Source organism: Pantoea ananatis PA13, assembly GCF_000233595.1.
Classification (GTDB): domain Bacteria; phylum Pseudomonadota; class Gammaproteobacteria; order Enterobacterales; family Enterobacteriaceae; genus Pantoea; species Pantoea ananatis.
In genome coordinates, this window is sequence record NC_017554.1 from 244,044 (window position 1) to 265,365 (window position 21,322).

Genomic DNA, 21,322 nt, shown 5'->3' on the forward strand with positions numbered 1-21,322 from the left:
TGCTTCTCCTGCAAAGAGGTTGGGCCGTTTATCTGACCCAAGAAAGTTAAAGATCTTTTCCCAGCGTCCAGCCACCATCGATGACCAGTGTTGAACCTGTGACAAAACGATTCTCCGGGGCGGTCAGATAAAGTGCCGCTGCGGCAACGTCACCTGTCTCACCTAGTACCGGTAAAAACTGGCCACGCTTAATTTTTTCAAGCTGCGAGTCATCGTGGTAATAAGACTCCGTCAGTGGCGTACGAATAACGCCGGGCGCAATCGCATTGACACGAATACCGTGTTTGCCGTATTCGAGTGCCAGTTGTTTCGTCAGGCCGATGACGGCGTGTTTTGATGAGACATAAGCCGTTCGATCAGGCTCGCCCATCAATCCTGAAACGGAGGCCAAATTAACCATATTTCCGGGGCGGTTCTGGTTTACCAACTGTTGGCAAAAAGCACGACCTGCTATAAAACTGGCTGTCACGTTAAGGGCAAAAACGGATTCCCACTGCGCCAGCGTTAAATCCGCGATACTGCAAATTTCACGCGTACCGGCACAGTTAATCAGAACGTTATTAGCCTCGCCGTACTCCAGAGTTTCGAAAAGTGCAGCCAGGCTGACTGAGTCAGTCACGTCCAGCTGATGATGGCGATAGGCTGACGTATCGTTAAATTCCGATGATGAACGATCGATACCCTCAACCTGATAACCTTTGTCCAGGAAAGCCTTGACCAGCGCGCGGCCAATTCCGCTGGATGCCCCCGTGATAATGGCTTTAAGCTTCAGACCGGACATGCTGTCTTCTCCTCGTTTTTCTGAAACGTGATCAGAATGATGTCGCGTTGAGCAGGGCCACTGTTTTCACGTGCGCCAACGGGAGTGACGGCATGAAGTTTGTCGTGATTAACCACTAAGGTGTCAAAAAGCTGTTCCAGACGCAGCACGCGATCAATGCTGCGAGGATGGCTGGCAATCAGACTGTCTCCGCCCAGCATATTCGGTGAGGCATTAATCATATGCACAAACACCACGTCTTCATCGTCTTTATGCAGCCAGACGGGCGAGCTATAAGCAGGCTCATTTTCCGTGGCCTGATAACGAAAAAAATGAATGCCAATGGTCAGGCTGTCGACAGGGCCAATGCTTTCATAAGCGTCTACTAACGATAAATCATCGTGCAACAGCGTTTGAAACAGACGATTGCGGGTGATCGCTTCAGGCAATAGCGGATAATCGCGAACAATATCACCAGTATCAGGATTAAAAGCTTTTGTTTGTTTATAAGGGTTGAATTTTCCAAAGGTTAATTCGCCCTTTTCATTTTTTTTGCATTGAGCATAACCGCGCCAGCGGTTTCCTGGCGAATAAGGATCAAGAAGTAAATTCTCATAGCCTTTTTTTAATTCTTCCAGCTCATCTAAGAAATCTTCTTTATTCGAAAACTGCATGGCTTCAATTGAACGATAATAATCACCGGGAATAAAGGCATAGCCTTGCCTGGAGAGATGCGTTGCATATTCCATCGTTTATTTATCTCTGCATTAAAAGGATAGTTTTAAATACATTCCATAAGCTATGTCCAGTAAACCACCTTACGGTCATTCAGTTTTCCAATAAATCGTCCAGCAGTGAGTCGGCTTCCTTCACTTACACTGCTTACGCCGTGTAAGTGACAAGCATTCATAAAGTAAAGATCGCCAGCATTAAGCTGAACAGAAAGGGATTCGGTTTCATTTAACAGATGGGGTGGATAAGGATAACCTGTTCGTGTTACGCCAAGTGTTTCACGGCACACCTGGTCGGGAATGAGATTCCAGATTTTAAGTTGGCCACCACCCTGCGCAGCTTCCAGACAAACATTATAGGCTGTTACAGTTTGAGTATTCGCAATCTCAAAGCCGTCTTCTTTTGCAAAGTCAACCTGTGCCATATCTTCATGTGGCATAAGTGACATCACACCGTTATCAAGCCAGCGACGAAAGGTTGCAAAACAAGCATAGCCGTTTTTGAATCGTGCCGGACCAAAATGAATACCTCGTTCTAAAAATTCTTTTTCCAGCGTCAGGTTGAGGAAAAGTGATTCACTATCTTCTGCGCTGGTTGCTTTCATCAGGTCGGCGACGCTTTGGTTCACACGATTGACCTCATGAATATATTGTTCACCATTACGCGAAAACTGCGTTGCACCGATCTGATTGGTTAAAACAAAGCCATCGTCAGCGCGATTCCCTCCACTTTGGGTGACCCTGTGATCAAAGTTTTTTGCAAGTTTTTCGCACACGGCTTTTGATGCGTAATTACGAATAACATATAAAACATTGCCATGATGATGGCCGTTAAGAATAATGTTTTTAACAATGGAGAAGTTAATAACGCCATCTGTTGATTCCAGATAGCCAAAGTTTGTTTTTTTTGAACCCGTTAATATTGTTTGCGTAGGTTCTAAGGTCAGTAAATCAGTCATAATGTTTCCATGCCATTGAATTTAAGAAATCAAATAAAAAGAGGTGACCAGAGCATTCCGCCTTCCGCCCAAGGTTTATTGTCGCGGCGCTGTTGTTTTAATTCTGAGTTTTTACCCAGGTTACGCTCAAAAATCTCACCATAGTTGCCAATTTTACGTATTATCTCTCTAATAAAGTCAGGTTGTAGACCGAGTTGCGAACACAAATTCACATCGGGATAGAGAAACGTTTTTAAATAACCCTCAGGATTATCACTTTTTTCTAAAATGTTTTTTTGGGTAATACCCAGATTCTCAGCTTCAATCAGTGCGCGCATAACCCATTTTGTCGCAATATACCACTGTGAATCACTGGCGCTAACGGCGGGTGCCATTGCCTCAAGTGAAATGCGATCGTCCAGGATAAGATGTTGGCTGCTGTCTGTTAACTGGTGATGTTCACCCGCTAGCAGATAACCATCCAGACAGTAGATATCACATTCTCCTGATTCGTAGGCTTGCCTCGCTTGCTGCGGAGAGTCAAATAGCAGAATCTCACAGGGCAGGTTAAGTTCATCAAAATAGCGAGTGAGGTTCTCTTCAGTTGTTGAGCCACGCATCGCAGCAATACGACGCTGACGAGTGAACCTGGCTTGTGGCGTTTCTTCAGTGAGGTTACTGCGCGGAGTCATCAGCACTTCCCCATCAAACAACATCGGATGTAGGAAATTAATGCCGTACTCCGCTTCGCGCTGAAAGGTCACGCTAGCGTTAAAGGTGCCAAGATCGATGACGCCATCACGTAGGGCCTGGAAGCGATCAGCCGATTGCAAAGGTATAAAATGGATTTTGCCGCCGTCTCCCAGCACGCTGATAGCCACAGCGCGTGCCAAATCAATATCAAATCCATTCCAGCTGTTGTTGAGGGGATCGCGCTGCGAAAGGCCTTTAAAACCTAAACTCACACCAACATTTAATACGTCATGTTGTTCAATGCGTTTGATTACTGCATGTTCAAACATAGCTAGCCTGTAATTAAAGTATTAAGAATAATAAGGTTTCACGGATGTAAACCTCTGTTGAACATCATACTGTTCAGTGCTAGCTTGGCTAGATAGTTGAGATGCAAAAGAGCTGTGCGTGAAGAACATAAATGAATTAACGGAAGTCTTGCCTGGATTGGTTTTGTTTGTTCAGGTGGTTGAAAGTGGTAGCTTTTCCTCAGCTGCCAGAGCGCTATCCATGACGCCGTCTTCAGTGAGTCGTATGATAGACAGGTTGGAAAAAAGGCTAAATGTTTTACTCTTTACCCGCTCGACGCGCGCGCTCGCTGTGACCGAGGCCGGACAGGAAATATATCACCAGGCTTTATCAGTTATCGCCGCAACTAAATCCCTGTTTTCTCAGGCAGACAGTTACAGCGATGTCCCTAAGGGGTTACTGCGTATTACTGCGCCGACAACGCTTGGGAAGATTTTACTGACGCCGTTCCTGCCTGGTTTTCTGCGACGCTATGCTGAAATCAATATTGAGCTCAATCTCACTGACCATCTGATTAACCTCACGCATGAGTCGTACGACCTGGCATTGCGCGTCACGGATACGCCACCCATCAATATGGTAGCGCGGGCATTAATGCCTGTTGACTATGTTTTAGTATGTGCAGAGCACTACGATCAAAGGCTGCCTGATATGCCGGGCGACCTCAAACAGCATAATATTTTCTTCCCTGACGACGCACAGTTTCGCGGTGAATGGCGTTTCTGGTTAAACGACACGATGGAGAGCGTTACACTCACGCCCCGGCTGATGATAAATAACAGTGATGCCATGATCGATGCGATATTGCAGGGTGTGGGTATTGCGTTAATCCCCACCTTTATTGCAAATGGTTATTTGCTCAACGGGCAGTTACGCCGCGTGTTACCAGACTGGCGGATTGAAAATACGCTCTCAATGACCACTTACGCCATTACCTTACCCAACCGTCTGTTACCACTAAAAACCCGTGTCTTTATCGACGATTTTATGGCCTGGCTTAAAGCGAAATAGCGTGATCGGAAACGATAAAAAACCCGGCCTGAGCCGGGTTGAGTATCTTTAGCGTTATCGGGTATCACACTTCATACAGCGTTTGATGCCGGGTTTCTTTGCAGGCAATCAGTGCAATCAGCGTCAGGAAAGCCATGGAAGCCAGGTACAATCCGACAGCGTACAAGCCATAGTGCGCGTTCAGCCAGGTCGCAATATAGGGCGCAACCGACGCACCTAAAATCGACGACAGATTATAGGAGAAGGATGCGCCGGTATAACGCACTTCCGTCGGGAACAGCTCAGGCAGCAGCGCACCCATCGGGCCAAACGTCAGCCCCATAATGCTCAAGCCCAGCAGCAGGAACGCCATCACCAGCGCCTGAGAGCCGGATCCCAGCATGGCCGGAAACAGGAATGAAAAGCCAATAATCATCAGCGTAATGACGATCATGGTTTTACGGCGACCAAAGCGGTCAGCAAGCAGGCCCGCAATCGGCACCATCACGCCAAATCCAATCACCGCCATCATCAGCATCCACAGCATACTGTTACGGGATATCCCCAGTCCGGCTGGCGCGGCGGCGGTGCCGTAACTCATTGAGTAAACGGTCATGATGTAAAACAGCGTATAGGTGGCAAGCATGATAAAGGTGCCAAGTATCGTTGCCGTCAGATGTTTGCTCAGGAGCGAGGCAATCGGCACACGTACCTGTTTCTTCTCTTTCTGTACTTTGGCGAATACCGGGCTTTCATGCAGCGATACGCGTACGTACAGACCAATCAAGACCAGTACGGCAGACAGAACAAAAGGGACGCGCCAGCCCCATTGCATAAATTGCTCATCGGTCAGCAGCCAGGAGAGCAGTAGAAAGGTGCCGTTGGCAAAGAAAAAGCCAATCGGTGCGCCCAACTGCGGGAAGGAGCCGTACAGCGCCCGCTTTTTGGCAGGTGCATTTTCCGTCGCCAGCAGGGCTGCGCCGCCCCACTCACCGCCCAGGCCCAACCCCTGACCAAAACGCGCCAGCGCCAACAGCAGCGGAGCCAGAACGCCAATGCTCTGGTAGCTGGGTAATAAACCGATAACCACGGTCGAGATCCCCATCGTCAGCAGTGAGGCAACCAAGGTGGCTTTACGGCCTACGCGATCGCCAAAGTGACCAAACAGGGCAGAGCCGATGGGACGGGCGATGAACGCAATCGCAAAGGTGGCCAGCGACTGCAACGTCGCGACGGTCGCATCACCCTGAGGAAAGAAGATATGAGGGAAAACGATGACGGCTGCGGTGGCATAAATATAGAAATCGAAGAATTCGATAGCGGTGCCAACCAGCGAGGCGATAACCACTTTACTTCGTGAGTTTACTGGCGTGGGATCGTTTTGCTGATCGAGCGGTTCTGAGATGGAGGCTTGCATAAATGTTTCTTATTTTTAATGACAGATAGGGAATCTTACGCACCTGTATAACGGCATTCAATGGCGGAAAGCCGCGTGGTTAGCGACGTTGCGCCGGCAAAAGTGGAAAATTTTTGTGATGTGTTAAATGCCGGAGAATGGCAGCGTTAAGTGACGCAAATATGGCGAGATACTCTAAGAAAGCGCTGAAGAAAAGTGACCCCTCAGTTATTCATCCTGTAAGTTGATGAATAAATAACCGGAGGGGGATATTTTACGCTGGTTTAACGCAGTATTGTCATTTGTGAGTGGTTAGCGCGCCTTTTTCCGGCATACGCGGATCGTCTTTGTATTTCGCGGTGGCAATCCATGCGGCGCAAAACAGCGTCAGACGAGCAAAGAAATAAAAGAAGGCCATTAATCCCAATACCGACCCAAATGCGGCACCTGAGGGCGAGGTGGCCAGTTTTGGTAAGGTCAGCGTCATGACAAACTTGATGATTTCGAAACCCACTGCCGCCAGCAGCGTACCGCGCAGCAGCGCCTTCTTACGGGGCTTATGGCGAGGCAAAATCCAGAAAATCCACAGGAACAACAAATAGTTTGCCATTACGGAAATCGAGGTCGCGATAATTGTCAGCGCAGGACGTAACCATTCGATGCCATCCAGACCTAACGCGCTCACGATCATCGCCTGGGCAGAGCCTGCGACAGAGGTTAACGACAGGGTAATGACCAGAGCCAGCATCAATCCTGTCAGCGATAAGAAGTCGCGAATATAGCGTTTCCAGATTTTCTCTTTATCGTCGGGCTGGCGTTCCCAGACGTCACGCGACTGAGCGCGAATCGCTTCCCGCAGGTTGCCCATCCAGTTCAGGCCCGAATATAGCGCCAACAGCAGACCCGTAATCCCCACGGTCGCGCGCTGTTGAATGGCCGTGTTGACGGTATTTTTCAAGGTCGTTGCCAGTGAGGGATCGCTGATGCTGCTGACGATTTTGTTGATGATATCGGTCAGCAGATCCTGATTCGATGCCAGCACAAAACCCACGGCGGCAAAGGACACCATTAAAATCGGGATTAATGATAAAAATGAAAAATAGGTAATGGCTGCGCCAAACTGGCTACCGAGACGATCGTTAAACCGGTCAAGCGCACGAATAAAATGGGCAACGGCGGGTATGGCCTGAAACCAGGTGGCAAAACGTGAAACCCGCACGATCGAACGATCGACAGACTTGTTGCCTGTTTTGATATCAATCAGTGGTTTGGGTGACTGTGCGTCTTTTGCGTTGTCCTGTTCGTCTGTCATAGACATTCACTTCCTGTTAAACGTAAAAAACACATTATAGCCTCTCAGGTGACATACTCCTGAAGCACCTGACTTAACCACTCCATAAATACCCGAACGCGACGGGCGACGTTACGGCGATGGGGATAAAGTAAATGAATCGGCATCGGTTTTGCCGGGAAGGCATGCAGCACCTCCACCAACTCACCGCTTTCCAGATATTTGTGAATCCCCACGGTCGGCACCTGGATAATGCCCAGCCCCGCGAGGCAGGCCGCGCGATAGGTTTCGGTGCTGTTGACGGTGACAACCCCGCCGGTGTGCACATAGTGGCACTGCTTGCCATCGAAAAACTCAAAGCCTTGGGCAGGCTGGCCGAGCTGCTGACTGTAATGCACCATGGCATGCTGCGACAGCTCTTCAAGCCGAATCGGCCGGCCAAAACGTGAAAGATAGCCAGGGCTGGCGCAGTTAATTAAGGTGTGGGTGCCGATACGGCGGGCGATGAGGCCCGAATCCTTCAGCTCGCCAACGCGGATCACGCAGTCAAACCCTTCGCGGATAACGTCAACCTGGCGATCGTTGCTGCTGAGCTCGATTTCAACGCCGGGATAATGCTGCAAAAATTCTGGCAGGCGGGGCAGGATCAGATCGGTCGCCATCGCGGCGGACATATCCACCCGTAGCTTACCGCTTAAAGTGGCGGGATCGTGCTGGAACAGGCTATCCATATCACTAATCATCGACAGCAAATCCAGACAGCGGTCGTAATAAACTAAGCCATCCTGGGTAAGTTGCACCCGACGAGTGGTGCGGTGCAAAAGACGCGTTCCCATCTGATTTTCCAGCGCCTGAATTTGTCGCGAGACGCTTCCTTTTGGCAGCCCAAGACTTTCTGCTGCTGCCGTAAAACTGCCCATCTCTGCAACTCTGACGAAAACCTGCATTGCATGAATTTTATCCATATGGCCTGCCGATTGTTGTTGTAAGTGGAACAGTGCTGCTCGTTCTTAAGCGTTTATAGAACAATTATTAAAGAATATCCTCAACCTGTGTTCAATTTTGCAACAGGAAATCAACATGAATCGTAAAATCGTCTTGATCACGGGCGCTAATCGCGGTTTAGGCCGGAATGCAGCGGTAAAACTGGCGACTAAGGGCAGGGATATCATTCTGACCTACCGCAGTCATCAACATGAAGCGCAGGACGTGGTAAGGGAAATTGAAAGCGTAGGCGGCCGCGCAGTGGCGCTCCAGCTGGATGTCGGCGACCTGAGCCAGTTTGATCGTTTCATGTCTGAAGTGAAAAATGCACTGCAACAGCACTGGCAGCGTGAGACATTTGATTATTTAGTGAACAATGCCGGCCATGGGCACTATAAACCTTTTATTGAGACCACCGAGGCTGAATTTGATGCGCTGATGAATGTGCATTTCAAGGGGCCTTACTTCCTGACTCAGACGCTATTGCCTGCGATAGCAGACGGCGGGCGCATTCTGAATATCTCCAGCGGATTAACCCGCCTGACGTACCCCGGTTCCGGAACCTATGCCTCAATGAAGGGCGCGATGGAAGTGCTGACGCGCTATCAGGCTAAAGAACTGGGCGAGCGGCGCATTCGCGTTAACATCCTGGCGCCGGGTGCCATTGAGACCGACTTTGGCGGCGGGCGCGTGCGCGATGATAAAACGGTCAATGACACTATCGCCGCATTAACCGCCCTGGGCCGGGTGGGCCTGCCAGACGATATCGGCGATGCCGTTTGCGCCATCCTCAGTGAGGAAACCAGCTGGATCACTGCGCAGCGTATCGAAGCATCGGGTGGTCAGGCGCTGTAATTTTAGGGCGGCTTTGCCGCCCTTGTGCCAGTTTCCGGGTTAGCGCCTGATGGTGCCCTCTATCACCGTCACGGTTTTCCCCCCGATCCAGATCGTATCGCCCTGATATTCCACCGTCACGCGTCCCTGTCGGTTTACCTGAGTACCCTGACGGACGCGATAATCCTGCGTTTTGCCCTGAGCGGCGAAGTAACGTGCCAGACAGGCATTGGCGCTGCCGGTGATCGGATCTTCGGTCAGGCTTCCATGCTCAATTATCAGGCCGCGAACCTCGTACTGTTCCGCTTCTCCTGCGGGCAGTGGACCGAATGGCATAATGCCAGTGACGTTGGCGTGATGGACAAGCCGCTGTAAATCCGCAATATCAGGCTTAATTGCCAGGACCGCATCGGCACTGATCATCGGGATCAGCAGCCAGCGGATGCCCATATCGACCACCACGGCATCCTGCGCGGTATCGAGCGCATGGCTGTTGAGCGCCGCGCTGATAAGCGCATCATGAAACGGTGTTAAGGTGGCTTTTGGCGCGGCAAAGGCCAGCGTGCTGTCGTCGGCAATTTTTATCTTCACGTTGCCTACGCCGCATTCCTGAATTATTACCCCCGGCGTTTTTGTCTGGAAGCCCGCTTCCAGTAAAGCATGAGCGGTACCGAGCGTCGGATGGCCGGCAAAGGGCAGTTCGCCCTCTACGGTGAAGATACGCACGCGGTAGTCGGCCTGATTATCCTGCGGCGGCAGGACAAAGGTCGTTTCAGATAAGTTAGTCCAGCGTGCGATGGCCGCCATCTGGCTGTCGTCCAGACCTTGTGCATCCATGATGACGGCCAGGGGATTGCCGTTAAACGCGGCCGAAGTAAATACATCTACTTGTTTAAACGCAACGTGCATTTTGACTCCTTGTGAATGAGGTAAAGATGTTTTTTCTTGCTCCGGCAATTGCTTATGTCAGTTAACAGGGCTATGAATAAGTTAAGCAACTGGATGGAGCCTGCTATGTTAAAAATTCTTGGACGCGCTTCCTCAATCAACGTGCGCAAAGTACTTTGGCTGTGTGACGAACTGGACCTGCTCTACGAACGTGAAGAGTGGGGAGAAGGGTACAAATCCACGCACTCTCCTGAATTTATCGCGCTTAATCCTAACGCCATGATCCCGGTGTTGATTGATGAAGACCTGACGATGTGGGAGTCCAACGCCATTCTACGCTATCTGGCCACCGCCTACGGTGGCGACTGGCTCTATCCCGACAATCCGCGTGCGCGTGCGCCAGTGGATCAATGGATGGACTGGCAGTCGACGGAACTTAACACCTCATGGCGCTATGCGTTTATGTCACTGGTGCGTAATTCGCCCGCCCATCAGGACCCAAGACTGTTGGCCGCCGCCTGTAAAGGCTGGTCCCACACCATGGGCATCCTCAATCAGCAGCTGGAACATACCGGTCGCTACGTTGCCGGGCGTAACTTCAGTCTGGCGGACATCCCTATTGGGCTGGCCGTTAACCGCTGGTTTGAAACGCCGCTTGACCATCCTGATTTACCGGCCGTGCGGACCTACTACGAACGCCTCACTGAACGGCATGGCTATACCATTTGGGGACGTAATGGCACGCCCTGATCCCGGCCCGGCGGCAGGCCAGCGAGTTCGCAGGCAACCGCCCCCGCGCGGATGATGGCGCGAACATAGCGCTGATCAAACGGATAGCAGCATGAGAGGCGCAATGCATGGTTATAGCGCTCGCTCAGCGAATACAGTGCACCTGGCGTGACACAAATCTGCTCTTTCAACAGACGGGTAAACATCTCTGTGGTATTCACATTGCCGGGCAGTTCGACCCAAAAAACGAAGCCGCCGCGCGGTAACGTAGCCCGGGTACCCTGAGGAAAATGCTGCGCAATCAAACCGCGCGCTTCATCCAGATTGCTGGCATAGCTACGGCGCAGGCTGCGCAGATGGTGGTCGTAGCCTCCGTTGGCAAGAAATTCTGCCAGGGTTTCAGACAGCAGGGCCGATTCCGCCATGGATGACACGGCTTTAAGGCGTGCAATGGCATCATGAAAGCGGCCGGCTGCAATCCAGCCGATGCGAAAATCGGGCGCAACGGTTTTCGTGAAACTGGTGCAGTAGAGCACCCAGCCATGCTGATCGAATGACTTAACCGTAGGAGACAGCGGCCAGTCAAACTGCAACTCATCGTAAAGCCCGTCCTCGATCAAAGGAACGTTGTAAGTGTTCACTAACTTTGCGAGCCTTTTTTTGTCGGGCAACGACATTCCAAAGCCCAGCGGGTTCTGCGCAGAGGGCATGGCAACCAGCGCCTGAATACGCTTTTCCTGGAGCAGCATCTCAAGTGCATCCAGCGACAGGCCGCGCTGAGGATCGGTAGGAATCTCCAGTGCCTTCAGGCCCAGCGATGCCAGCAGGGGAAACAGGAAGAAATAGGTGGGGGATTCCAGACCGACACAATCACCCGGCCGGGTCACCGCCCTGAGTGCCAGCTGAAGTGCCTCCATGCAGCCATGGGTAAGGGTGATCTCATCGGCGGCGAGCGACTGGCCACTATGCAAGGCACGTCGCGCAATCTCCTCCCGTAAGCGCTCACTACCCGGCGGAAGCGCGTAGCGACCAATAAGTTGTGGATCGCGACGTAGCAGAGAGGCCGTAATGCGCGCCAGTCTGGCTGACGGAAACAGGTCACTGTCCTGCGGACAGGCCAGCGAAATATTGGTGTAATCCGGATGATTTTGTGCGGCGAAAACCTTATCAATCAAGTCCAGCTTCTCGTTGCCTGGATCGCGAACCACCCGGGCAGAGTGCTGGGCATCTCGCGTCACCACCGGCAGCACGCCGCGCACGTAGTAGCCCGATTGCGGGCGCGCCTCAATCAGACCGCGATTCTCCAGCAGCTGCCAGGCATTCAGCACGGTGTTCACGCTGACCTGATGTGACTGAGCAACGCGCCGGATGGCGGGTAAGCGCTTGCCCGGTTTTAGCGTGCCCTTGTGAATGGCCTCGGCAAAGCTGTCGGCCAGTTGCTGATAAAGCCTGTGCTCGGACTGAGTTTCAGGGGACACAATTGCCTCCGCAGGTAACAGGTACAGTTGGAATCAGTTCTGATTGTACCCATCAAAATAGCGATTTCTTGTCTCTGTTACCATAGCTTTTCTGATCGTAGCATGGTGTTCTCTCTTTCATCAGGAACGCCACTATGCTCGATCCTTCCTTCTTTAGTTATGTCACCGTGATGTCGATTACGCCGGGGCCAAATAATCTGTTGCTCGCCACTTCCGGTGTTAACTTTGGTATGCGCCGGACGTTACCGATGGTGTTTGGCATTTTGATTGGCTGTGCGCTACAAACCGCCATTGCGGGGCTGGCGCTGGAAGTCCTGCTGCACTGGATGGCATCTGTGCGTCTGCCGCTGACGCTGGTGGGATGTGGTTATTTGTTATGGCTGTCATGGAAAATATTTCGGGCGAATGCACCCGAAGCGCGTGCAAAGCCGCAGCCCATGACCCTGGTGGGTGGGGCCTGTTTTCAGGCTATCAATCCAAAAGCCTGGTTAATGGCCAGCAACGTGGCACTGCTCTACAGCGCCAGCAGTGGCGTGCTGACCGTGATGGGGGCTTTTATGTTGCTCAATCTGCCGTGCATTTTATTGTGGGCTGCGCTGGGTGACCGCCTGCGCGGTCACCTGCAAATCAACTGGAAACGCCAGCTGTTTAACAGCCTGATGGCGCTGTCGCTGGTGGCGACCACGATCTGGATGCTGGTCGATGCCTTCAGGCTTCTCTAGTTCGGTGGGCCTGACGCGGTCGTCAAGGGCGGCGTTTCGTTCTGGATTTCCGGCACATCATCGCCACGAATGCGCACGTAGCGATGATGTTTTGCGAGCTGCCGTGGGTTATTTGCCTATGACATAGGCGGTTTCACGGCCTTCATCGTTGGCAGCCACTGGCGTAACCGGCGTATATTTGAGCTGCAGGATACGGCTGGTTTCTGCCAGTACTTTTTCAGTCAGCGCCACATCGCCATTCAGCTTACGGCCCCAGGACGGCACCACGGCACGGATTTTATTTTGCCACTCCGGCGACGCCATCTGCTCCGGATAGACCTTATGCAGCAGCTCCAGCATAATCGGCGCGGCGGTCGAGGCACCTGGCGAGGCACCCAGCAACGCAGAGACAGAGCCGTCTTCGGACGACACCACTTCCGTGCCTAAACGCAGCACTGCGCCTTCTTTCTCATCTTTCTTGATGATTTGCACGCGCTGCCCGGCCGTCACCAGGCGCCAGTCTTCCTGTTTTGCCTGTGGCACATAAGCCCGCAGTGCATCCATACGATCGCGGTCACTTTGCAGCACCTGATCCATCAGGTATTTCACCAGATCAAAGCTTTTCAGTCCGACCTTGATCATGGGCATTACGTTGGTGCTGTTGAGTGAGGCAAACATATCCAGCAGCGAGCCCTGCTTCAGGAATTTGGTCGAGAAGGTCGCAAAGGGACCAAACAGCAGCACCTGCTTGCCGTTCAGCACACGCGTATCGACATGGGGCACGGACATCGGTGGCGCGCCCACGCTGGCTTTGCCATAGACTTTCGCCATGTGCTGTTTCACGACGTCTGGATTCTCGGTGACCAGGAAGGAACCGCCAACCGGGAAGCCCGCATAGCCGTTGGCTTCCGGAATGCCGGCCTTCTGCAGCAGCGGCAGCGCCGCACCGCCCGCGCCAATAAAGATCTTTCCAGCCGTCAACGTGCGGCGTGTACCCTCTTTCATGCAGACGAGCGTCACCTGCCAGCGGCCATCATTAAGGCGGGTAATCTCGCGCACTTCCTGATGCATCCGTAAACGGAAGCTGGCTTTTTGCTCCAGTGAAGCAATCAGCTGGCGCGTCACTTCACCGAAATCGACGTCGGTACCCATGTCTGTCCAGGTTGCTGCCACTTTCTGATTCGACGCACGGCCTTTCATGACCAGCGGAATCCACTGTGCGATTTGTTGCGGATCTTCAGAATAAGCCATGCCGCGGAACAGCGTGCTTTTCTGTAAGGCAGTAAAGCGCTTGCGCAGGAACGCGACATTATCATCGCCCCAGACAAAGCTCATGTGCGGAGTACTGTGAATAAAGCTTTTCGGCGTATGCAGGTTGCCTTTCTGAACGTGATAAGCCCAGAACTGGCGAGAAATTTGGAATGACTCGTTAATCGCAACGGCTTTGGCGATATCGATACTGCCATCGGCTCGCTGAGGCGTATAGTTCAACTCGGCCAGCGCCGCATGGCCTGTACCCGCGTTGTTCCAGCCATTTGAAGACTCTTCCGCTACGTGTCCCAGCCGCTCCACCATTTCGATGGACCAGTCAGGTTCCAGATCCTGAAGCCAGGTTCCTAACGTAGCACTCATGACGCCTGCGCCAATAAGCAGTACATCAACGTCTTTACGCTCCTGCGCCCTGGTGGTGTCCTTTCCGCTAACACTCATCATGAGCGCAAGATTTACAGCTGATTTGCACATGAGGCGACATCTCCTCTTCTGTTGACCTGAAGCTCAACAGCGTTGCAGGCGAAATAGTCACGCTTCTGATGAGCGCGTTGCGCTATTTCCGGGTTAAGACTCAGGTATGGGTTAAAGCGACGATAACGAGTTAACTCAACGTTATGCTTTGTTGCCCAAATATAACATTCTCGTATCGGATTTAAACATTTGTTTATTTTTTAAATGCAGAAATGATTCAGCATAAGAAATAATCATAATGCCAGGCTGGGTATAAGGGGGATTTTTCTTTTAACTCAGTGAGTTAAGTTAAAATGGATGTTGCGAGATTGCCTCTTTATGGTGCAGGCTGAAAATGTCACTCAAGGGAAGGAATAATTTAAACTTATGAAAAATGGCGTTTATTTAATTTTATTCTTTGAGGTGAATTTTTAATCGTTGGTGTATCTGGCCCATTTGTGTAAAACAAATGTTACATTTTTGTGACCTCAGGAGTGGGCCCATGCAGGATGCCAGCACGGTTGCGACGCCTCAGGAAATACGCGTGACAGCGCAATTTTAAGATTTTCTTCAGAACAGAAAACCGGCCAGGGCCAACCGCCCGGCAGCCCTGTATCCAGGCCGCTTTTGCAGGACAGCGTTGTCACACCTTGAACCAGCGACGCCAGACAAAGAGGATAACAAAAAACTCCAGCGCGCCCAGCACCAGGAACCACAGGCAGAACACCAGGGTGTACAGCTGGCTCAGATCCTGTAAATGAAACAGCTGCTGCAAATGCTGCGCCACCGTCAGGCTAAAAGCCGGTGCGGGTAGCAGCAGGGCAGACAGAAAGCCCAGCAGTAAAATGCCACCGGGAAGGATTAAGGACTCGAAAGGGTTATTCATGAGCAGTGTTCTCTGTTTATCAGCCGGACATTTTCCGGTATTCCGTGCAGAGGTTCAATCATGCTCTGCCGCTACCTGTCATTCCCGGAGGAAAGCTGCCGAGAAAAGGCTTAAATGACATTAACTTAGCGGCATTCATAGCGACTGTTATGAGTTATAGCCTTTGCTATACTTAAATCCCTGATTTTATTGTCTTTTTATATCGATTATCGCGTGATAGACTGCGCGCACTTTTTAAATAACCGAGCAAATTGTGTGATGGATTTAGCATGAAGCCGTGCTTTTTCATCCCAAGTGAACGAATCATGACCTTTATTGCCACGCTTATTCTTGCTTTTGGAATGTCAATGGACGCGTTTGCCGCCGCACTGGGCAAAGGTGCAACCTTGCATCGTCCTGGCCTGAAGGAAGCCGTGCGGACCGGTCTGATTTTCGGTTGTATCGAAGCCCTGACGCCGCTTATCGGTTGGGCGCTGGGCCTGGCGGCCAGCCAGTACGTAGCGGCATGGGATCACTGGATTGCCTTTTTCCTGCTGGCCTTTCTTGGCGCGCGTATGATGATGGAAGGCTTCCGCAAAACAGCCACAGAGCCTTGTGAAGCACCGCAGAGTCACGGCTTCATGGTACTGGCCACCACGGCGGTCGCAACCAGTCTTGATGCCCTGGCCGTCGGGGTTGGACTGGCGTTCCTGCAGGTAAATATCGTGACCACGGCCCTGACTATCGGTGCTGCAACCACCGTAATGGCCACCACTGGCGTGCTGATTGGGCGTTTTATCGGACCGGTGTTGGGCAAATGGGCTGAAGTGCTGGGCGGCCTGGTCCTGATTGCTATTGGGTCAACCATTCTTGCAGAGCACCTGGCCCTGTTTCACTAACGCAGTTAAAAGTGAATTTTGTGATCTGGTTCAAAATTTATTGATGCTTTAAACAGCAGGCGCTATACTTTTGCTGTAGATATTCAACAAATTTTTAACCGGATGATGTATGAAACGTTTTTTTAAGTACGTGTTCCACGCTTATGTCGAAACCTTTAAACACGTACCGCCAGGCGCGCTGAACTAAGCGCCCACCGAATACCCTCGATAGTCGCGGTCAGGGATTGACCGGTGATTATCACCTCGTTATCTCGCCCCCCTTTTGATTGTCCCCTGTCATAACGACAACCTTATCTGCGTGACCTTCCTGACATCCTCCTGTTGACACAACGTGATACATCTGGACATCCGATGTGCCAAACGAGGTACGATTTTCATCGCTATTTTTGCTACTCTGCGCGCCAATTTCTTGTAAAACATGCGGTTATAACCCGTAATCATCATGAGGCGGTCATGCAGCTATGCAGTTTTTACCTTCCTGAACAGGGGAAGAAAAGCTTTGGTATCGTTAAGGCTCAAGGCGTAGTGGATGTCGGTATGCGCCTGGGAAAAGCCTGCCCGGATTTAAAAACCTTCCTGACGCGCTCGTCACTGGCCGACCTGACTGCTTTTGAGGCGATGCCCGCCGATCATGTTTGGTCAACTGTGCAGTTTCTGCCCGTCATCGAGCAGCCTGGTAAAGTGTTTTGCGTGGGCATGAACTATGCCGATAAACGCCAGGAATTCGCCGCCACGCTGGATGCCCCCACGTTATTTGTACGCTTTGCTGACTCCTTGGTCGGCCATGAGCAACCGTTGCAAAAACCCACCACCACCCAGGAGTTTGATTACGAGGGGGAACTGGCGGTGATCATCGGCCAGCCTGCGCATCAGGTTAAGGCGGAAGAGGCGCTGAGCGCGGTGGCAGGATACAGCTGCTTTATGGATGCGACGGTGCGCGACATGCAGTTTACCTGGTTTACCGCAGGGAAAAACTGGCCGCAAACCGGAGGCTTCGGGCCCTGGATGACTACCGCCGACGAGATCCCTGATCCGCAGCAGTTGACCATTAAAACGGTGCTGAACGGTCAGGAAGTACAAAACGATACCACTGGCAGCATGGTGCATCCGGTAGCCAACATTATTGAATACGTTTCCGCCTTTAGCCCGCTGTCGCCAGGCGATGTGATTATCACGGGTTCACCGGGCGGCGTGGGTAAAAAACGCACGCCGCCGCTGTTCATGTTCAGTGGCGATGTGGTTGAGGTTGAGATCGAAAAAATCGGCCGCCTGCGCCATACCATTGCCTGACCCAATGCATTAACCGCCTGCCTCTGCCATTCCCGTCCTACACTCAATGGATACCCAGGAACAGGAGCAGCTGATGAGGCGTACCATCCAGTGTAGAAAGCGGCAGGGCATGGCGCTTGCCGCCGGGATCGGCTTAGGTGTCGCGGCGGTCATGTGGGGCACGAAACGCTGGCAGCAAATGAAGCAAACGCCGCCGGTTTCACCACGCAGTCATCACGCGGGATTGGCGGGTTATTATCAACAGATCGGTGACTGGCGCATGTTTACCCGCGTCACGCCTGAGGAACCTCAGGGGTTGCCCGTGGTGCTGATTCACGGCCTGGTAATGTCGGGGCGGTCGATGGAATCACTGGCATTGGCGCTGGGACGGGATTATCACGTTCTGGTGCCCGACCTGCCAGGCTTTGGCGGTAGTGCGTTGCCCGCATCCGCACCGGTTCTTTCGGTGAAAGCGCTGGCCGATATCCTGTGGCAATGGTTACAGCATAACGGATTTCAGCGGGCGATCTGGGTTGGGAGCGCTTTTGGCTGCCAGGTGCTGGCGGCTCTGGCGGATAAATACCCCGAAGCGGTGGCAGGCCTGGTATTACAGGGGCCCACCGCCGATCGCCACGCGCGCAGCGTGGTTCGTCAGATATGGCGAGGCTGGCGTAACAGCCGAATGGAAGCGCATCGATCGCCCGACTCGCTGGCCCGAATTGACTGGGCGAAAGCCGGTTTGCCGCGAGCCTTTGGCACCCTGCGCGCCATGCTGAACGATCCTATCGAACACCACCTGACCTATCTCACCGCGCCAACCCTCTTGCTGAGAGGCTCGCGCGATCCGGTTTGCCCGGCGCGCTGGCTGGATGAGCTGGCGGGGCTGCTGCCGCACAGTGAAAAAATCACCCTGCGCGGCGGCACGCACCGGCTGCACTATGTCTATCCGTGGAGTTTCTGCCACGCCATCCGACCTTTTTTGGCGCGTATTCAGCAGGAGAGCCAGCATGAGTAAACCTCCTAAGGGCATTGCCCGGTTTGATTCAGCCGCCACGATGCTGCTGGCCTTAGCGAATGCGCTGCACGATCGGCCTTTTGCCAGTCCAGGCCAGCCGCCCATGTTAGACCGCTTACTGCCTTCACTTGATCGGTTACCGACCCGGCTGCGTGAGTGGGGCTATGCGGTCAGTGGCCTGGCCGAGGGCATCAGTCACAAACAGGCCAGTGAACTGGACGTCGAAGGCATCGCCGAATGGATGGTCAGTACCTATCCGCAGCGCGATTATCCGGCTGCGTTTGTCGGTGCCACTAACGGTGCCATGGTGCATCTGGCCGCGGCGATGGGAACGCCGTGGCTACCGCAAACGTTTTTGTGCCCGGTGCGGGTACAGCAGAGCGATCCGGATGACGCCCAGTCCGAATTTGAAAACGGCAAGGCCGTGGCAGCAGCGTTGCTGGCGACCTGGCCTAAGCTTGCCGTGCACCACATGCAGGATCCGAGTCAGGATCGCCTCCTGCTGGAAAAAATGCACTATTTCCGCCTGAAGCTGCGCGACATGCCGCTGGCCTTCAATGAGTTTCTGCTGGGAGGATTACCGGCGGGATCAACACTGTTCATTAATCACTGTACGCGACAGTGGCCGGTAACGCGCACCAGTGACCGCTCTTTCTTTCAGTTTGGCGCCCCCGGCGGCGCAACCGAAAAGGAGTATTTGCAGGGCGGGCCGAGAGTGGCGGAATATCTGGCGCGGGCAGGCGTGGATCGGGCGCGTTGGGAACCGCCTGCTATCACCGACCACGTCCCTGAAGCCGAATGGGGGCTGGATGGCTACCTGATTTCGCCACTGAAAAAGCTGGCAGAAGCCCAGCGCTGGCGGCTGATGGAGATTCGCTACGACCATCCCGAAGCGCTGAGTTTCGTGGTCGCTGAAATTTATCGCGACTGGTATCTGGCGGCGGGCATATTGCCTGCCCGGCTGACGGTAGACAGCTTTTTACTCATGGATCCCTGGTGCAGCATGCAGCAGCACGCGATTCCGTTCTGGCTGATGTTTCCATCCGTGCCGTCGGCTGATGCGCTGCAGCGCTTTCTTGTAAAGCAGCCGCCTTTCAACCATATCGATATGATGCTGTATTCGCACGGCACCGACAGCATTGGCCTGGCGGACGTCGATCGCTGGAAACAGCTGTTAGCCTTCGCCAGGGAAGAGGGCGCATTAGTCGGGGTAGATGAAACGCGCTTCCCCCACGATTTTGCCACCTTTTCCCGGTTCGATTCGGCGCTCCGGGAGCGCGCCCCGCTACTGCCTGCGCCGCCGCCGCTCAGTATTGATAAAGCGATTGTGGGCATTCAGCGTTATGGTGCTCGCCATGGCGTGACCCTCCACCCGCTGACCTGAATCGGGGATATCAGGCGCCGTCCGTGATGGGTTTGCGCACCAGCAGCAGGTACGCCAGGGCGCCAACCAGGGTGACGCAGGCGCAAATCATCAGCGCCAGGCTGAATGATTTGGTGGTATCCAGCACCCATCCGGTCACGACCGGCGCAAACGAGGCAAAGATAAAGCTGGCGAAGTTTTGAATGCTGCCCACGGACGCCGTCATACGCGCGGTGACGTTGGCATGAATCAAACCCCAACAGGAAGTACCGGCAAAGTGGATGCAAAACAGCGCCATCCCAATCAGCGTCACGGCGCTGGTGGTGTCGGTCGCGCGCGTAACGATAGCGGTAAACCCGGCAGACAGAATCATACCGCTGACAATGCAGACTTTACGGGTTTTTACCGCATCCCAGCCGCGCCTGACCAGCGCATCAACCACATAGCCATTTAACAGCATGCCTGCGGCACCGAACAGGAAGGGAATGGCCGCCAGTAATCCCGTGCTTTTCAGGTCGAGATGATAGGTGGATTGCAGATAGCCCGGCAGCCAGGCGATATACAGCCAGGCGGTATAGTTGATGCCGCTGAAGCCAATCATCATGCCCCACATGGTGCGTTGTTTAAACAGCCCACGCCATTCTTGAAAGCTGATCGGCTCTTTACGCGATGCCACGCTGCCTGCCTGCAGGTAGTGGATCTCTTCAGCGCTTAGCTGTTTGTTATCGCGATCGCGGTAAACCAGGTACCAGCCGATGGCAAGAAACACACCCAGAATCCCGATGGTGACAAACATGCCGCGCCAGCCCAGAACCAGCATCATGGCCGCCAGGATCGGCGGCGCGATGGATAAGCCAATCATCGAGGCGGCGTTAAACATCCCCATCGGCATACCGCGATCTTTAATGTTAAACCAGTCATTGATGACCTTGACCCCGCACGGATTCATGGGGGCTTCACCAATGCCGAGCCCAATACGCACCAGGACAAACTGCGTAAAGTTATGCACCAGTCCGGACGCGGCCTGGAACAGGGACCAGATAAACATTCCCAGGCCCAGCATAATACGCGGTCCTTTACGGTCTAGCAGCGCACCGGCGGGCAACTGCGCCAGCCCATAGGCCAGCGAAAACGCAGACAACAGCACGCCGATCTCGGTGGCGCTCAGCCCCATTTCATCACGAATGGTCATGTTGGCCACAGACAGCGAACTGCGATCCAGGTAGTTAATGACGGCAGCAAACAGCAGCAGCAGCATGGCGGTAATCTGGACTTTACGAATGCGCGGCGAGCGCACGATATCACTGCGCCACGGCACAAACGCCTCATCGGGCGAAGTGTCGGACGGGTTCGCGTGATCAACAACCGATCTGTGTTCCATGGCAATCTCCCCGGGCAGGCGATTCATCATTATTGTGAGTATTACGG

The 21,322-nt window shown here is 53.1% G+C and carries 21 protein-coding genes; 9 read left to right on the forward strand and 12 right to left on the reverse strand.

All coding sequences use genetic code 11. The features are described 5' to 3' along the window. Positions 1-46: 46 nt before the first annotated feature. From PAGR_RS01120 to PAGR_RS01135, 4 genes are read right to left on the reverse strand one after another with little or no spacing between them, the layout of a single operon-like run. Positions 47-781, reverse strand: a complete 735-nt coding sequence (locus PAGR_RS01120; RefSeq protein ID WP_014604781.1) for an SDR family NAD(P)-dependent oxidoreductase — start codon at positions 779-781, stop codon at positions 47-49. Further along, positions 769-1,509 carry a 3(1)-hydroxy-L-isoleucine 4-dioxygenase HilB gene (gene hilB / locus PAGR_RS01125; protein WP_014604782.1) on the reverse strand — a complete coding sequence of 247 codons (741 nt, stop codon included), beginning with the start codon at positions 1,507-1,509 and terminating at the stop codon, positions 769-771. The genes PAGR_RS01120 and hilB overlap by 13 nt, the downstream gene beginning before the upstream one ends. Positions 1,510-1,559: 50 nt before the next feature. Further along, positions 1,560-2,450, reverse strand: a complete 891-nt coding sequence (gene hilA / locus PAGR_RS01130) for an L-isoleucine 3(1)-dioxygenase (protein ID WP_014604783.1) — start codon at positions 2,448-2,450, stop codon at positions 1,560-1,562. A gap of 29 nt (positions 2,451-2,479) precedes the next feature. After that, a complete protein-coding gene (locus PAGR_RS01135; RefSeq protein WP_014594862.1) occupies positions 2,480-3,451 on the reverse strand; it encodes an amino acid ABC transporter substrate-binding protein in 972 nt (323 codons plus the stop codon). Positions 3,452-3,569: 118 nt separating this feature from the next. Between PAGR_RS01135 and PAGR_RS01140 the strand changes: the two genes are divergently transcribed. Continuing rightward, positions 3,570-4,481, forward strand: a complete 912-nt coding sequence (locus tag PAGR_RS01140) for a LysR family transcriptional regulator (RefSeq protein WP_013027653.1) — start codon at positions 3,570-3,572, stop codon at positions 4,479-4,481. A 64-nt stretch (positions 4,482-4,545) separates the two neighbouring features. On the opposite strand, the gene PAGR_RS01145 is transcribed toward PAGR_RS01140, so the two are convergent. The 3 genes from PAGR_RS01145 to PAGR_RS01155 all read right to left on the reverse strand — a co-directional run bounded on the left by PAGR_RS01145 (position 4,546) and on the right by PAGR_RS01155 (position 8,112). Then, positions 4,546-5,877 carry an MFS transporter gene (locus tag PAGR_RS01145; RefSeq protein WP_013027652.1) on the reverse strand — a complete coding sequence of 444 codons (1,332 nt, stop codon included), beginning with the start codon at positions 5,875-5,877 and terminating at the stop codon, positions 4,546-4,548. Between the two features lie 277 nt (positions 5,878-6,154). Further along, positions 6,155-7,174, reverse strand: coding sequence for an inner membrane protein YhjD (gene yhjD / locus PAGR_RS01150; RefSeq protein ID WP_014594860.1), 1,020 nt, complete (start codon positions 7,172-7,174; stop codon positions 6,155-6,157). Between the two features lie 38 nt (positions 7,175-7,212). Further along, complete coding sequence (locus tag PAGR_RS01155) at positions 7,213-8,112, reverse strand: LysR family transcriptional regulator (protein ID WP_013027650.1); 900 nt, start codon at positions 8,110-8,112, stop codon at positions 7,213-7,215. A 115-nt stretch (positions 8,113-8,227) separates the two neighbouring features. Between PAGR_RS01155 and PAGR_RS01160 the strand changes: the two genes are divergently transcribed. Next, a complete protein-coding gene (locus tag PAGR_RS01160) occupies positions 8,228-8,986 on the forward strand; it encodes an SDR family NAD(P)-dependent oxidoreductase (protein ID WP_014604784.1) in 759 nt (252 codons plus the stop codon). Positions 8,987-9,025: 39 nt separating this feature from the next. Here PAGR_RS01160 and PAGR_RS01165 read toward each other — a convergent pair whose 3' ends face one another. Next, on the reverse strand, positions 9,026-9,874 hold the full coding sequence (locus tag PAGR_RS01165; RefSeq protein ID WP_014594858.1) for a PhzF family phenazine biosynthesis protein: 849 nt from the start codon (positions 9,872-9,874) through the stop codon (positions 9,026-9,028). Positions 9,875-9,979: 105 nt separating this feature from the next. On the opposite strand from PAGR_RS01165, the gene PAGR_RS01170 reads away from it, so the two are divergent. Continuing rightward, a complete protein-coding gene (locus PAGR_RS01170) occupies positions 9,980-10,603 on the forward strand; it encodes a glutathione S-transferase family protein (protein WP_014604785.1) in 624 nt (207 codons plus the stop codon). Here PAGR_RS01170 and PAGR_RS01175 read toward each other — a convergent pair. Beyond that, complete coding sequence (locus tag PAGR_RS01175; protein ID WP_013027646.1) at positions 10,570-12,060, reverse strand: aminotransferase-like domain-containing protein; 1,491 nt, start codon at positions 12,058-12,060, stop codon at positions 10,570-10,572. The two genes, PAGR_RS01170 and PAGR_RS01175, sit on opposite strands and share 34 nt — an antisense overlap. Positions 12,061-12,194: 134 nt before the next feature. On the opposite strand from PAGR_RS01175, the gene PAGR_RS01180 reads away from it, so the two are divergent. After that, positions 12,195-12,782 carry a LysE family translocator gene (locus tag PAGR_RS01180; protein ID WP_013027645.1) on the forward strand — a complete coding sequence of 196 codons (588 nt, stop codon included), beginning with the start codon at positions 12,195-12,197 and terminating at the stop codon, positions 12,780-12,782. 108 nt (positions 12,783-12,890) lie between these two features. Here the strand turns inward: PAGR_RS01180 and mqo are convergent, their stop codons facing one another. Together mqo and PAGR_RS01190 are read right to left on the reverse strand one after the other, a co-directional pair. Next, on the reverse strand, positions 12,891-14,504 hold the full coding sequence (mqo, locus tag PAGR_RS01185; protein ID WP_014604786.1) for a malate dehydrogenase (quinone): 1,614 nt from the start codon (positions 14,502-14,504) through the stop codon (positions 12,891-12,893). Between the two features lie 622 nt (positions 14,505-15,126). Beyond that, a complete protein-coding gene (locus PAGR_RS01190) occupies positions 15,127-15,369 on the reverse strand; it encodes a DUF1158 family protein (protein WP_014604787.1) in 243 nt (80 codons plus the stop codon). A 305-nt stretch (positions 15,370-15,674) separates the two neighbouring features. Here PAGR_RS01190 and mntP point away from each other — a divergent pair, with 305 nt between their 5' ends. The 5 genes from mntP (at position 15,675) to PAGR_RS01210 (ending at position 19,915) form a co-directional block, all read left to right on the forward strand. Further along, positions 15,675-16,247, forward strand: coding sequence for a manganese efflux pump MntP (gene mntP, locus PAGR_RS01195; RefSeq protein WP_014604788.1), 573 nt, complete (start codon positions 15,675-15,677; stop codon positions 16,245-16,247). 109 nt (positions 16,248-16,356) lie between these two features. Further along, entirely contained in the window at positions 16,357-16,434 is a 78-nt protein-coding gene (gene azuC / locus PAGR_RS24325; RefSeq protein WP_112900613.1) for a stress response protein AzuC, read from the forward strand. Between the two features lie 266 nt (positions 16,435-16,700). Then, positions 16,701-17,537 (forward strand): fumarylacetoacetate hydrolase family protein, encoded by an 837-nt coding sequence (locus PAGR_RS01200; protein ID WP_014604789.1) that lies wholly within the window; start codon positions 16,701-16,703, stop codon positions 17,535-17,537. Positions 17,538-17,610: 73 nt separating this feature from the next. Further along, positions 17,611-18,531, forward strand: coding sequence for an alpha/beta fold hydrolase (locus PAGR_RS01205; RefSeq protein ID WP_015699334.1), 921 nt, complete (start codon positions 17,611-17,613; stop codon positions 18,529-18,531). Further along, positions 18,524-19,915 (forward strand): hypothetical protein, encoded by a 1,392-nt coding sequence (locus PAGR_RS01210; protein ID WP_014604790.1) that lies wholly within the window; start codon positions 18,524-18,526, stop codon positions 19,913-19,915. Before PAGR_RS01205 ends, PAGR_RS01210 begins: the two co-directional genes overlap by 8 nt. Before the next feature lie 10 nt (positions 19,916-19,925). Here PAGR_RS01210 and PAGR_RS01215 read toward each other — a convergent pair whose 3' ends face one another. After that, on the reverse strand, positions 19,926-21,275 hold the full coding sequence (locus PAGR_RS01215; RefSeq protein ID WP_015699336.1) for an MFS transporter: 1,350 nt from the start codon (positions 21,273-21,275) through the stop codon (positions 19,926-19,928). Positions 21,276-21,322 lie beyond the last annotated feature (47 nt).